This is a genomic window from Nonomuraea sp. NPDC003214, assembly GCF_053590035.1.
In genome coordinates, this window is the sequence record NZ_JBSFSX010000012.1 from 147,814 (window position 1) to 160,847 (window position 13,034).

At 74.3% G+C, this 13,034-nt stretch carries 11 protein-coding genes; 5 read left to right on the top strand and 6 right to left on the bottom strand.

The features are described 5' to 3' along the window. Positions 1-8: 8 nt before the first annotated feature. On the bottom strand, positions 9-977 hold the full coding sequence (locus ACWDXC_RS34145) for an Lrp/AsnC family transcriptional regulator (RefSeq protein WP_449988967.1): 969 nt from the start codon (positions 975-977) through the stop codon (positions 9-11). 126 nt (positions 978-1,103) lie between these two features. Between ACWDXC_RS34145 and ACWDXC_RS34150 the strand changes: the two genes are divergently transcribed. Together ACWDXC_RS34150 and ACWDXC_RS34155 are read left to right on the top strand one after the other, a co-directional pair. Further along, positions 1,104-2,612 carry an AbgT family transporter gene (locus ACWDXC_RS34150; protein ID WP_449988970.1) on the top strand — a complete coding sequence of 503 codons (1,509 nt, stop codon included), beginning with the start codon at positions 1,104-1,106 and terminating at the stop codon, positions 2,610-2,612. Positions 2,613-2,663: 51 nt separating this feature from the next. After that, a complete protein-coding gene (locus ACWDXC_RS34155) occupies positions 2,664-3,758 on the top strand; it encodes a M20 family metallopeptidase (RefSeq protein WP_449989095.1) in 1,095 nt (364 codons plus the stop codon). A gap of 14 nt (positions 3,759-3,772) precedes the next feature. Here ACWDXC_RS34155 and ACWDXC_RS34160 read toward each other — a convergent pair whose 3' ends face one another. The 4 genes from ACWDXC_RS34160 to ACWDXC_RS34175 are packed head-to-tail and all read right to left on the bottom strand — an operon-like array spanning position 3,773 to position 8,584. Continuing rightward, on the bottom strand, positions 3,773-5,314 hold the full coding sequence (locus tag ACWDXC_RS34160) for a class I adenylate-forming enzyme family protein (RefSeq protein ID WP_449988972.1): 1,542 nt from the start codon (positions 5,312-5,314) through the stop codon (positions 3,773-3,775). Then, positions 5,311-6,555 carry a cytochrome P450 family protein gene (locus ACWDXC_RS34165; protein WP_449988974.1) on the bottom strand — a complete coding sequence of 415 codons (1,245 nt, stop codon included), beginning with the start codon at positions 6,553-6,555 and terminating at the stop codon, positions 5,311-5,313. Before ACWDXC_RS34165 ends, ACWDXC_RS34160 begins: the two co-directional genes overlap by 4 nt. Positions 6,556-6,557: 2 nt before the next feature. Further along, positions 6,558-7,652, bottom strand: coding sequence for an NAD(P)/FAD-dependent oxidoreductase (locus tag ACWDXC_RS34170; protein WP_449988977.1), 1,095 nt, complete (start codon positions 7,650-7,652; stop codon positions 6,558-6,560). Continuing rightward, complete coding sequence (locus ACWDXC_RS34175) at positions 7,649-8,584, bottom strand: cucumopine synthase-related protein (protein ID WP_449988980.1); 936 nt, start codon at positions 8,582-8,584, stop codon at positions 7,649-7,651. The genes ACWDXC_RS34170 and ACWDXC_RS34175 overlap by 4 nt, the downstream gene beginning before the upstream one ends. A 122-nt stretch (positions 8,585-8,706) precedes the next feature. On the opposite strand from ACWDXC_RS34175, the gene ACWDXC_RS34180 reads away from it, so the two are divergent. From ACWDXC_RS34180 to ACWDXC_RS34190, 3 genes are all read left to right on the top strand, one after another. Beyond that, entirely contained in the window at positions 8,707-9,927 is a 1,221-nt protein-coding gene (locus ACWDXC_RS34180) for a serine hydrolase domain-containing protein (protein WP_449988983.1), read from the top strand. Positions 9,928-9,985: 58 nt separating this feature from the next. Further along, positions 9,986-11,704: a protein kinase domain-containing protein gene (locus ACWDXC_RS34185; RefSeq protein WP_449988986.1), complete on the top strand. Its 1,719-nt coding sequence runs from the start codon at positions 9,986-9,988 to the stop codon at positions 11,702-11,704. A 78-nt stretch (positions 11,705-11,782) separates the two neighbouring features. Then, entirely contained in the window at positions 11,783-12,106 is a 324-nt protein-coding gene (locus ACWDXC_RS34190; RefSeq protein ID WP_308125985.1) for a VOC family protein, read from the top strand. Here ACWDXC_RS34190 and ACWDXC_RS34195 read toward each other — a convergent pair. Further along, positions 12,091-12,738: a PaaI family thioesterase gene (locus ACWDXC_RS34195; protein WP_449988990.1), complete on the bottom strand. Its 648-nt coding sequence runs from the start codon at positions 12,736-12,738 to the stop codon at positions 12,091-12,093. The genes ACWDXC_RS34190 and ACWDXC_RS34195 overlap by 16 nt on opposite strands. Positions 12,739-13,034: the final 296 nt, after the last annotated feature.

Genomic DNA, 13,034 nt, shown 5'->3' on the forward strand with positions numbered 1-13,034 from the left:
CCAGCACCTTACGGGCTGACCAACCGGCCGTCCTCCCGGTAGATCCAGTAGCGGCGCAGCATCTTGAGCACCACGGAGACCTGGAGCGCGGTGATGCCGGGCAGGTGGGCGAGGTCGCGCGTGAGGAAGTCGCCGAGGTCGTCCTCGTGGCGGAAGACGCCCTGGTGGATGACGGAGGTGGTGCCGGCGACGATGGAGACGTAGCGGGCGGACGGGTGGCGGGCGAGCTCGTCGGCGACCGGCTGGATGGCGCCGGGCGAGACGGTCAGCGCGATGACGACCTCCAGCGAGTAGCCGAGCAGCGCGGGCTCGATCTCGACGCGGGGGCGGACGACGCCGCGCCGCAGCAGTGACTGGATCATGCGGTAGGCGGTGGACTGGCTGAGGCCGAGGGCGCGGGCGGCCTGCGCGGCGGTGATGCGGCCGTCGGTGCGCAGCAGGCGCAGCACGCCGTGCTCGTCGGCGCCGCGGGCGGGCTCCTCGGCCTGTTCGGCGGGCTCCGACAGGGCGCGGACCTGGGCGTCGTCGAGGCGGTGCAGCCGCCAGGAGTCGGCCTTGGTGAGGGCGCGCAGCACCAGCTCGGAGTGGGTGGCGACGATGCCGGGGACCGAGGGGATGCGGGCGGTGAGCAGTTCGCGGGCCTGCGCCCGGTCGACGGGGTGGACGGCGCAGTAGACGTCGGACTTGCCGGACGTCTCGGCGACGAGCTGGGCCTCGGGCAGGTCGGCCAGGGCGCGCGCGACGCGGCTGGAGGCGCCGGGCTCGGTGGTGACCCAGACGTGGCGCGGGTTGCCCTCGGCGCGGGCGGCCCAGTCGACCTGGCCGATCACCCGCAGGATGCGCTGCTCCTCCATCCGGGCGAGCCGCCGCCCGGCGGTGCTGGCGGACATGCCGAGCACGTCGGCGAGGGCGGCGGCCGAGGCGCGGGGGGCGATCTGCAGCGCCGCGACCAGGTCGAGATCGGCGTCGTCGAGCATGTCAAGACTGTATCTTCCAGCCAGGCGTGTTTGGACGACTGATTCAGCCAGCCAGAACATTTTACTTGCCAAAATCGGTCATCGCCCCTGTAATGGGTGACCATTAACGGGAAAGGAGCCTGACCGATGAACGGCCTGCTGCGCGTCCTGGGAGGGATCGAGCGCCTCGGCAACAAACTGCCGCACCCGTTCTGGCTGTTCGTCATCCTGGCGGGAGTCCTGGCACTGGTGAGCTGGGGCCTGGCCGCGGCCGGCGTGTCCGCGGTGAACCCGGCCAGCGGCAAGCAGGTGGTGGCCAAGAACCTGCTGTCCGCCGACGGCGTCACGACGATGATCGACGGGGCCATCGACAACTACACGTCGTTCGCGCCGCTCGGCACGATCCTCGTGGTGATGCTCGGCGTGGCCGTCGCGGAGCGGTCCGGGCTGCTGGCCGCGGTGCTGCGCTCGGGCGTGGCCAAGGTGTCGCCCCGGTGGGTGACGTTCGCGCTGGCCTTCACCGGCATGGTGTCGCACGTCGCCTCCGACGCCGCCTACGTGGTGCTGATCCCGCTCGGCGCGCTCGCCTTCCGCGCGGTCGGCCGCAGCCCGATCCTCGGCATCGTGGTGGCGTTCGTGTCCATCTCCGCCGGTTACGACGCCAGTCCCCTGGTGACGCCGGTCGACGCCATCCTGTCCGGGCTGACCACCGCCGCCGCGCAGACGATCGACCCGGCCTACGTGGTCACGCCGCTGGCCAACTACTACTTCTCGATCGCCTCCTCCGTGGTGCTCGCCGCCGTGATCACCGTGGTGACCGAGCGGGTGCTGGCCCGCCGGGTCGAGTCGCTGCCCGTGGACGAGGACGCCGAGGAGGACGACCTCGGCTCGCTCACCCTGCGCCCCGAGGAGCGCCGCGGCCTGCGGGCCGCGCTGATCGCACTGGTCGTGTTCGTCGTCGCGCTGGTGCTGGCCGTGCTGCCCGCCGGATCGCCGCTGCGCGGCGAGGGCGGCAGCCTCGTCCAGTCGCCGCTGCTCGGCTCCATCGCGATCTTCCTCGCGCTGGCGTTCCTGGCCGCCGGCTGGGCGTACGGCAAGGCGGCCGGGAGCATCACCAGCAGCCGCGACATCCCCGACTTCATGGCGCACGGGCTGCGCGAGATGGCGCCGATCCTGGTGCTGTTCTTCGCGATCTCGCAGTTCCTGGCCTTCTTCAAGTGGACCGGCATCGGCGAGATCATCGCGATCAACGGCGCCGACCTGCTGAAGTCGGCCGGGGTGTCGGGGCCGGTGGTGTTCCTGGGCATCCTGATCGTGGTGACCGTGATCAACCTGGTGGTGACGAGCGGGTCGGCGCAGTGGGCGCTGGTCGGGCCGGTGTTCGTGCCGATGCTCATGCTGCTCGACATCCCGCCGGAGTACACCCAGGCGCTCTACCGCATCGCCGACTCCTGCACGAACGCCATCACCCCGATGAGCCCGTACTTCGTGATGGCGCTCGGCTTCCTGCAGCGCTACCGCCGCTCGGCCGGGATCGGCACACTGGCTTCGATGACCATCCCGCTCGCGTTCACCCTGCTCGTCGTCTGGACGCTGCTGTTCCTGGTGTTCTGGTGGCTCGGCATCCCGCTCGGCCCCGGCGCGCCCGTCGCCTAGGAAGGATCTCCCTTGTCCATCACCGACTGGAGCCGGCAGGCTCTGCCGGCCATGCTCGACGACATCAAGAACCTGGTCGAGCTGGAGACGCCCAGCTACGACAAGGCGGCGCTGGCCGCCGGGCTGCGGGCGGTGCGCGCGCTGGCCGTCGAGCGGCTCGGCACGCCGGACGACGAGGTCGTGCACGACGGCGGCGCGCACGGCGACGTGCTGGAGCTGACCTACCGGGGCACCGCGCCCGGTGAGGTGCTGATGATGAGCCACTACGACACGGTGTGGCCTGCCGGGACGCTGGCCGGGTGGCCGTTCGCTGTGGTCGACGGCAAGGCGACCGGGCCCGGCGTGTTCGACATGAAGACCGGGCTGGTGCAGTCGATCTGGGCGCTGCGGGGGCTGCGCGAGCTCGGGCTGCCGCATCCGGGCGTCAGGTTCCTGTTCAACGGTGACGAGGAGATCGGCAGCCCGGCCTCGCGGCAGCACATCGAGGCCGCCAGCGCCGACGTGCTGGCCAGCCTGGTGTTCGAGGCGTCGCTGCGCGGGGCGGTGAAGACGGCGCGCAAGGGAGTGGGCCTGTTCGACGTGACGGTGACGGGCGTCGAGGCGCACGCCGGGCTCGACCCGACGGCGGGCGCGAGCGCCGTGCACGCGCTCGCCGAGCTGGTCACGGTGATCGCCGCCGGGGGCAGGCCGGAGCTGGGCACCACCGTGAACGTCGGCCTGATCAGCGGCGGCACCGGCCGCAACGTGGCCGCCGGGCTCGCCACCTGCGGCGTCGACGTGCGGGTCAGCGACTTCGCCGAGATGGAGCGGATCGACGCGCTGTTCGCGGGCCTGCGGCCGAGCGACCCCCGGGTGAGCGTGTCCGTGGCCGGCTCCTGGAACCGGCCGCCGATGACGCCGAACCCGCCCTCGCGGCGGCTGTTCAAGGAGGCGCAGGCCACGGCCGCCGCCCAGGGCTGGACCCTGGAGGAGGCGTCGGTCGGCGGGGCCAGCGACGGCAACTTCGTCTCCGGGCTGGGCCGGCCGGTGCTCGACGGCATGGGCGCGGTCGGCGACGGCGCGCACGCCCGGCACGAGTACGTGCTGGTCGAGCACATCCCGGAGCGCACCGCCCTGACGATCGGGCTGATCTCCGCGCTCGCCTAGCGGGACCCGCCGGGTCAGCCGGACCGGCGGCCGTACCGGGCATGGAGGGCGGACTTGTCGGGCTTGCCGGAGCCGGTGCGGGGCAGGTCGTCCATCAGCCACAGCCGCCGGGGCTCACAGGCCGGGCCGAGCGCCCCGCGCACCAGCTCGCGCAGCTCCGGCTCATCGGCCCGCCCGGCGACGGCCGCCCCCACGCCCCCGTCCGGCAGCGCGAACACGGCAGCGTCGGACACCCCGGGGTGCCCGGTGAGCACCTGTTCGACCGGATAGGCGTGCACGCCGGGCGGCAGCCCGCTCCCGGCCCGGTCCACCAGGAACAGGTGGCGGCCTTCCGCGGGCGGCGTGAGGCGGCCGAGGTCGCCGGTGCGGACCCAGCCGTCGCGCAGCGTGGCCGCGGTGAGCCCGGGATCGCCCAGGTAGCCGGTCATGACCTGCGGCGAGCGCGTCCACACCTCGCCCACCTCGCCGTCCGGCACGCGAGCCCCGCGCTCGTCGCGGATCTCCAGCTCCACCCCCGCCACGGCCCGGCCCACGGACGCGAGCAGCCCCGGCCGCGCGTGGTCGGCGGGCGACAGGGTGGTGACGAACCCGCCCTCGGTCAGCCCGTACGACTGCCGCACCACGCGGCCCAGCGCCTCGACGGCCTCCCGGCTGCGGGCCGGCACCGCCGGGGCTCCCCCGTACAGGATCTGGCGCACGCCGGGCACGTGGCCGAGCCGCCGGGCCAGGCCGTAGAAGCCGAACGGCGGCCCGGCCAGCACATGGGTGACGCCCTCGCGGGCGATCAGCTCGCGTTCGCGCCCGGCGTCCTCGCCGGTCGCCAGGACCGCCGTGCCGCCGGTCGCCAGCGTCCACAGCGCGGTCAGCGTGGGCAGGTGGAAGCCCGGCCACACCAGGAAGCGCCACGCCCCGGGCCCAATCAGCGCCCTGGCCGCGCCGAGCTGCGCGGCCTCGACGGCATGGCTGTAGGCGACGGCCTTGCGCTCCCCCGTCGTGCCGTTGGTGAACGTCACCGACGCCAGGCCCCGGCCGGCCGGGATCGTCGCCGTCCCGGCGCCCGCGGTGGCGAGCAGCCGGTCGAGCGGGCCGTGGACGGGCACCGGGCAGATCCGCAGCAGCGCCTCGGCGTCCTCCTGCCGCCCGGCCTCGTACAGCAGAGTCGTGGCGCCCGTCGCGCGCATCGCGCGGGCGGCGGTCTCCGGCGGCAGCCCGGCGGGCACCAGGATGGCCGGGCAGCCGAGCGCGAGCGTCACGAGCCGTCCGGCAAGCGACTCCGGCCGACCGCCGTACAGCAGGGCGATCGCCTGCCCGGCGCGCACGCCGCGCGCCTCCAGAGCGGCGGCGGCCGAGGCCGTCATGGCCAGCACCCGCTCCCCGCTCAACCGCTCCTGCCCGCACACCAGCGCGTCCCGGGGCCCGGCCGCGGTCAGCCCGCGCACCAGCGCCTCCCCGAACCCGGGCGTCCGGGCGGGCCTGGACCGCCCGGAGGCCCGGCGGCCGGCCCGCAACGGGTCCGGCCCGCCGGGCGGAACCCGGCGGGCCGTCGTCCCGCTCATCCCGCCCGCCTGCCCAGCAGCACCGGCAGCGACCGGGTGCTGTTGCCCAGCACCGTGCCCAGCGGCCGGGTGCCGCTGGCGGGCCCGGCGAGCTTCATCTCCGGGAAGGCCGTGAACAGCGCGGCCAGCGCCACCTCGCCCTCCATCCGGGCCAGCGGCGCCCCCAGGCAGAAGTGCGGCCCGTGCCCGAACGACAGGTGCCCCGACTGCGGCGCCGCCGCGTCGAACCGGCAGGCCCGCTCGCCGTACTGGTCGGGGTCGCGCCCGGCGGAGGCGAAGCAGGCCAGCACCGCCTCCCCCTTCCGCACCGTGACCCCGTCGATCTCCAGGTCCCGTACGGCGTAGCGCATCGGGAAGTGGGCGACCGGCGAGTCCCAGCGCAGCGTCTCCTCCACGACCGCGCTCCACGGCAGCGAGCCGCCGAGCACGAGGTCGAGCTGGCCCGGCTGGGTGAGCATGGCCCGGATGGCGTTGGTGATGAGGTTGACGGTCGTCACGTGCCCGGCGATGAACAGCAGCTCGATCGTGTCGAGCAGCTCCGAGCGCGTCAGCCGCTCCCCGTCCTGCTCGCGCACGCTGATCAGGTCGGTGATCACGTCCTCGCCCGGCGTGCCGCGCCGCACCTCGATGACCTTGTCGAGCAGCACGTACAGGGCGTCGCGGGAGCCGCTGACGTCGTCCGGGCCGTCGCCGACGCGGGCGGCCACGTCGGTGAGCTCGTGCAGCTCGTCGCGCATGCCGGGCGGGATGCCCATCAGCTCGGAGATGACGTCGCGCGGCAGCGGGTAGGCGTAGTGCAGCCGCAGGTCGACGGGCTCGGGCGGCAGTGCGGCCAGCTCGTCGACGAGCGCGGCGGCCATCCGCTCGATCCTGGGCCGCAGCCCCTGCACCCGGCGGGCGGTGAACGCCTTGATCAGCGGCCCGCGCAGGCGCTTGTGGGTCTCGCCCTCGGAGTTCAGCATGGACGTGTCCGAGGTGATCTTCTCCACGGCCGTGGCCTTGCGGACGGCGGCCCGGCCCTCCGGAGCCCAGTGGCTGACGTCCCTGGACAGGTCGGGGTGGGCCAGCACGGCCGCCAGCGTCGCGTAGCGGGTGGCCGCCCACGCGCGCACCCCCTCGACCTCGACCGGGACCAGCGGCCCCGCCTCCCGCAGCCGCTCGTTGTCGGCGTGCACGTCCGGGGTGGCCGGGTCGAGCACGAAGGCCCGCCCGGTCTCCCGGCTCTCCTGTTCGGTCGTCATGGTCATCCGGCCCTTTCCACGGCCAGGTCCGCGACGTCGAGCCACGGGTCCTTGCCCAGGTAGAGATCGCGGACGAGCTCCCCGGCGGCGGGCGCGTTGCACAGCCCGTGCCCGGAGAACCCGGCCGCGTACAGGAACGCGGGCGGCCCTGGCCGGTGCCCGATGAACGCCGTCTTGTCCGGGCTGGCGTCCCGCACGCCGCTGATCGCCGGGTGCAGCGCCACCCCGGCCAGGCGCGGGTACGTGTCGGCCAGCCGCTCCGCGACGCGGGCGCGCCAGGCCTCCCTGTCCCGGTCCGGGTAGCCCATGCCGATCAGGATCCGGTCCCCGCGCAGCCGCATGAGCAGGCCGCTCGCCGCGTGCAGGGTGACCGGGACGGACGGGATGGGCGACAGCTCGGTCAGCGGGTCGGTCAGCAGCAGCTCCTGGGTGACCGGCTCGGTGAGCGGCAGGTCGACGCCCGCCGACCGGGCGAGCGGCGCGGACCAGGCGCCGGCGGCGCACACGACGGCCTCGGCCGTGATCGTGCCGTCGGTGGTCTCGACCCGGCCCCGGTCGGGGTCGACGGAGAGCACCGGGCAGCCGGTGCGCAGCTTCGCCCCGGCCCGCCTGGCGCCCTCGGCGTATCCGGCCACGATCGCCGCCGTGTCCGACACGTACGCCTGGGGCGACCAGGCGGCGGCCAGCAGCGGCAGGTCGGGGCCGACGAGCGGGTTGAGCCGGCGGGCCTCTCCCGCGTCGACGAGCTCGACCCGCACCCCGGCCGCCCGCTGCGCGGGCAGCTCGGCCTCGATCGCCGCCACCTGTTCCGGCTCGGTGAGCAGCACCAGGTAGCCGACCTGCCGCAGCGGCACCTGGGCGGCCGGCCGCGACCCGAAGGCCTGGTAGGCCTCCAGGCTGCGGACGGCCATCGCCGAGCTGACCGGGTTGCCCGCGAAGTACGACCTGACGACGTCGGCCGTGGCCCTCGACGCGCCGGACCCGAGCTCGCCGCGCTCCAGCAGCACGGTGCGCACCCCGGCCTCGGCCAGGTGGTAGGCGATCGACAGGCCGATGACCCCGCCGCCGATGACGACGACCTGCGCCTGCGCGTTCACCCGAGCGCTCGCACGCGCCGCAGGTGGTCGCCCACCTGCCAGGGGAACAGATGCAGGTTCCAGCCGCCGAGGCAGTTGACGTACAGGGCCATGTGCGACATGACCGCGACGAAGTCCTCGCGGTCGTCGAGCCGGTCCAGGACGTCGAACAGCCTCTCGGTGAACCCCCACAGCGTCTGCAGGCCGCAGTAGCCGAGGAACTCGGCCGGGGTCTTGGCCAGGACCCTGGCCATCTGGTGCAGCGACTCCATCGGCATCTGCTCGTAGGCGGCCCGCACCAGCCCGCCGTAGCAGGCGTAGCCGAGCGGCCGGGTCTCGCCGTTGACGAACAGCAGGGTCGTGAGGACGGTCTCGAAGCTGCCCGCGTTCGAGGTGATGCGGCCTTCGTGCAGGTCGACCAGCTCCTGCGGCGGGACCAGCCAGATCCGCTCGGTCTCGGCGTGCAGGTCGGCGATCAGGGCGTCGACCTCCGGGTCGGAGACGGTCAGGCGGGGCAGGCTGTGCCCGAAGCTCTCACCGGCCCTTCTGACCTCGGCGATGACGGGTTTCTTGGTGCGGTAGACCGCCTCCCAGACGGCCTGGCCGGCTTCGACGAGCGTGTCGAGGTCGCCTTCGGTGATGCGGCCGATGGGCGTGGCCGGCATCGGCTCGGTGAGTTCGCCGTACTTGATCCCGAGGTGTTGCAGCCGGGATGAGAAGATCGTGCCGTCGGGCACGGTCCGCCGGTCCACCGAGTGCGTGGCTGCTTGGTGCAGCATCTGGTGGACCGGTGCTACGTGATAGAGGTGATGGCCCGCCACCAGGGCATGGCCCTGCAGGCTGCGGTACGGCAGCGCGTCCCACAGGCTCTGTGCCAGAGCGGCGTTGCGCTCGTCCAGTTCTGCCGTGACGGCCATGCCCAAGCTGGGCCAGCCGATTTCTACGCGTCTCACAGTAGTCACAGTGTGTATTTGTACCCATGCATATCGTGACATATCAGGAGGGGTGCCTGGTTGTCCTTTGCGTTGTTACGCTCGGCTGGCCAAGTAAGCGCTTCCTTGCCCCCGGAGGGACGATGCACTGCGATCCACGGTTCGCCCGCGTGCGCGAGGTGTTCGAGCGGCAGTTCGCCGACGGACAGGAGCTCGGCGCCGCCTTCGCCGTCTACCATCGCGGCGAGCTGGTCGTCGACCTGTGGGACGGGATCGCCGACCGGCACACCGGGCGGCCGTGGCTGCGCGACACCCCGGCGTTCGCGTACTCCTGCACCAAGGCGCTCACCGCGACCGTCCTGCTCCAGCTCGCCGAGCGCGGGCTGGTGGACCTGGCCGCGCCGGTGGCCGACGTGTGGCCGGAGTTCGCCGCCCGTGCGGTCACCGTCGAGCATCTGCTCACCCACCAGGCCGGGCTGCCGGTGATCGAGACGCCGGTGCCCGTGGCGGAGTTCGGCGACCAGCCGGCGATGGCCGCCCGGCTGGCGGGCCAGGAGCCGCTGTGGGAGCCCGGGTCGGCGCACGGCTATCACGCGCTCACGTACGGGTTCCTCGTCGGCGAGGTCGTGCGGCGGGTGACGGGCAAGTCCGTCGGCGAGCTGGTGGCGGCGGAGATCGCCGGGCCGCTCGGGCTGGACCTGTGGATGGGCGCGCCGGACGACGTCATCGCCCGCGCCGCCCGGATCACGGGCCCCGCCCGCCGCCCCGCGACGCCCGCCCCGGAGCCCGCCGCGGAGCCCGTCCCGGAGGCCCCCTCGGAGACCCCTTCGGAGACCGTCGCGCCCCGTGAGGCCCCTGGTGGGGGTGACGTGATCGACCGGATGGCCGCGGCGGCGCGGGACCCGGAGAGCCTGATGAACCGGGCGCTCGGTAACCCGGCGATGCGGCTCCTCGACGGCGGCGCGAACCACCCCGTCATCCTGCGCGCGGGCTGGCCGGCGGCGGGCGTCGTCACCACGGCCGCCGGACTGGCCGGCTTCTACCGGGCGCTGGTGGCGGGCGAGCTGCTGCGGCCCGCGACGCTGGCCGACGCGATCCGGCCCCGGGTCGCGGGGCCCGACCGGGTGCTGGTGGTCGACAGCTCGTTCGGGCTCGGGTTCATGCGGCCGTCGATGACGTTCCTGATGCCGTCGCGCACGGCGTTCGGGCACAGCGGGATGGGCGGGTTCCTCGGGCTGGGCGATCCGGAGCACGAGCTGGCCGTGGGCTACGTGATGAACCGGATGGCCGACATGGTGTCGGGCAGCATGCGGGCCTACCACCTGACGGAGGCGGTGTACGCGTCGCTGCCGGATATTTCGTGACAACCGGAACCTCGGGTGAGAACGTCGAATCCTGGACGGTCTGCCTTGGGGGTTCCACTTGGTCCCTGGTTATCGCGACGTACGCCAGCTGGGCGAGGGCCGGACCGGCCGCGTCTTCCTCTCCACGTACCAGGCCACCGGGGCGCACGTGGCCGTCAAGTACCTGAACGCCACCCTGCGCCGCGACGACGCCTTCATGGCCCGCTTCGCCGAGGACGCCGCGATCCTGGTGGACCTCGACGACCCCGGCGTGGCCAGGACGTACGAGTACGTGCGGACGGGCAGCCGGGCGGCGGTCGTGACCGAGCTGGTCGACGGGGTGTCGCTGCGCGCGATCCTGGCCGAGCACGGCCGGGTGCGCCCCGAGGCCGCGCTCGCCCTGGTCAAGGCCGTGCTGGGCGGTCTGGCCGCCGCCCACGAGCGGGGGCTGGCGCACCGCGACGTCCAGCCGGGCAACGTGCTCGTCCAGGCCGACGGGGCCGTCAAGCTGACCGACTTCGGCGTCGTGGCGCACGCCGAGGAGCCCGGCGTCCCGCCCGGCAGCCCGCCGTACATGTCGCCCGAGCTGTGGACGCGCGGCGAGGCCGGGCCGCCCGCCGACCTGTACGCGACGGCGTGCGTGCTCTTCGAGGCCGTACGGGGCCGCGTGCCCTACCGGGGTGACAGCGTCCCGGCGCTGCGCGACAGGCACCTGGTGGAGCCGGTGCCGCTGGAGGTCGCCCCGGACTCCCTGCGCAACCTGCTCCGCCTCGGCCTCGCCAAGGACCCCGCCGCCCGGTTCGCCTCGGCCCGCCGGTTCGCCGCCGAGCTGGAACGTGACGCCCTCACCGCGTACGGGCCCGAATGGGAGAAACGCGGACGCCGCCACCTGGGCGAGCTGGCCACCCTGCTGGCCCTCCGGTTCCCGCTGGCCGACGCGGCCCCGGCCGCACGCCCTCGCGCAGAGGTCACTGCTCGCAGCTCCCCCGCCGCCTCCCCGTCCGGGGACGCGCCCCGGCCCTCCCGTGGGGCGCGGAGGGGGCGCGGGACGGCGTGGGCGGCCGGGGTGCCGACGCATCTGTGGCTGGCGGGCGCGACGGTGGTGGCGGTGGCGGTCACGCTGCTGATGGCCGAGGGCCGGGTCCCGCCGGGCGCGGTGCTGCTCCCCCCGGACGACACTCCGAGCGCGCTGGACCCGGTCACCACCCTCGACAGGCGCGACCCGCCGGACACCCCGCCGCCCGGCACCGCGCCCCCCGCCGACCGCCGCGCCACGCGCACGCCTACACGCACGCCGCCGTCCACGCCCCGGGCCCCTACGGCGACGGCGTCGGCGGTGCGGCCGTCCGCCGCGCCCACCCCGTCCCCGACCCCGCCCCCGACCCCGACCCGGCCGCCGGCTCCCCCGTCGGTGCGGGAGGCGGGCGTCCTGGCCTGGGACGGCTCGGCGGGCTCGGTGCGCGTCCTGGCCGACGGCCCGGGCCCCGTACGCCTGCGGATCGCGTACCTGCGACGGGAGAACGGCGGCGAGGCCCGCGAGGTGGGCCAGGAGACGCACACCCTCACGGGCCGCACCGCGTACACGGCCCAGGTGGGCCGCACCCCTGCGGCGGTGCCCTGCGGCGACCGGGCGTACCTGGCGATCCTCGCCATGACGGAGCCGGCCGCCGCCAACGGCCCCCAGATCCGCGAGGTGCCCGTGGACGGCCCGCCGTGCCCGACCCGCACCCCCGCCACGCCGTCCCCGTCGCCCGCCACCACCCGCCCGACCCCGGAGGCTGCCCCGGCCACCGGCTGAGGCCGGGCACACAGCAGGATGCGGCGGCGCGCCCGGACGCCGGATGCTGGGAGCACGACCAGCTCAGGGGAGGCCAGTGTGAGGCTCGGCAACGTGCTGATTCCCGTCACCGATCTGGACCAGGCGATCGCGTTCTACGGGCTGCCGGTGCGGTTCCGGGACGGCGACAGGTTCGCGGCGCTGGACGCGGGCGGGGTGACGATCGCGCTGGCCGGTCCGGCCGAGCACGTCACCGCGTCGGCCGCGCCCTCGTACCGGGTGGACGACACGGCGGCGGCGGTGGCGGAGCTGGCGGCGCGCGGCGCCGAGGTGGTGCGGGCGCCGGAGGCGGGGCCGCACGAGACCCGGGCGGTGCTGCGCGACCCGTCGGGCAACGTCTTCGTGCTCTATTCGCCGCTCTGAGCGGCGCCCCGGACCGGCAGCCCGTCGCGCACCCAGGCGGCGGGGGTGACGAACAGCCCGGCCGCCTCCACGAGCACCGTGCCGTCGGGCGCGCTGATGCGGCCGCCGGCCCAGTTCTTGCGGCCCTCCGACCGCGTGTGCTCGGCCGTGGCGACGACGGGGGCGCCGTACGGGACCATCGCCCGGTAGGTCATGGTGAGCGAGACGGTCACGCCCGCGAACCCGGCGGCGGCGTTGGCCTGGCCGAGCAGGTGGTCGAGCACCATCGCGCTGATGCCGCCGTGGACGCCGCCGGGCGGCCCCTCGTGCAGCGGCCGGAACGTCACCTCGGCCCGCACCCCGGCCGCTGTCCGCTCGACGACGAGCGGGAGGGCGAACGGGTTCGCCGCGCCCACGACGGCGTTGCCGAGGGCGCGCAGGCTGCCGTCGGGGGCGATCTCGTACGGGTGCGGGGCCTGGCCGGTGGATCCGCCGAGCCGCCTGGTCAGGGCCTCCAGCTCGGCGGCGACGGCGGCCAGCTCGTCCGGGGGCGCGCCGGTGGTGGCCACGGCGTCCATGAGGCGTCTGGTCCGCTCGGCCAGCTCGGTCAGCGCCTCAGCTCTGGCTCCGTCGGTGGCGGCCTCGATCGTCATGATGGTCCACGCTACCGAATTCCGTTCTAAACGGGAACGACACGCCCGGTTCGGTAGATCTTTTGAGGTTTTATCACCTTTGTCGTGACACTTCCGTAACATAGCTGACCTGCGGTATCGGCCATGGACAACGGATGGCAGTGTCTTTGCGCGTGCTTGACCTGCCGTTACGTGCCGGTAGCCTCCTGCATCACGGACGAACACAGGTCTCCGGTTCGTCACGACCGTCCCAGGACTACCCCTGGTACCCCGGGACGCTCGTGCCGAAACCGGCCCGGCTCGGAAGGGTTCCCCCG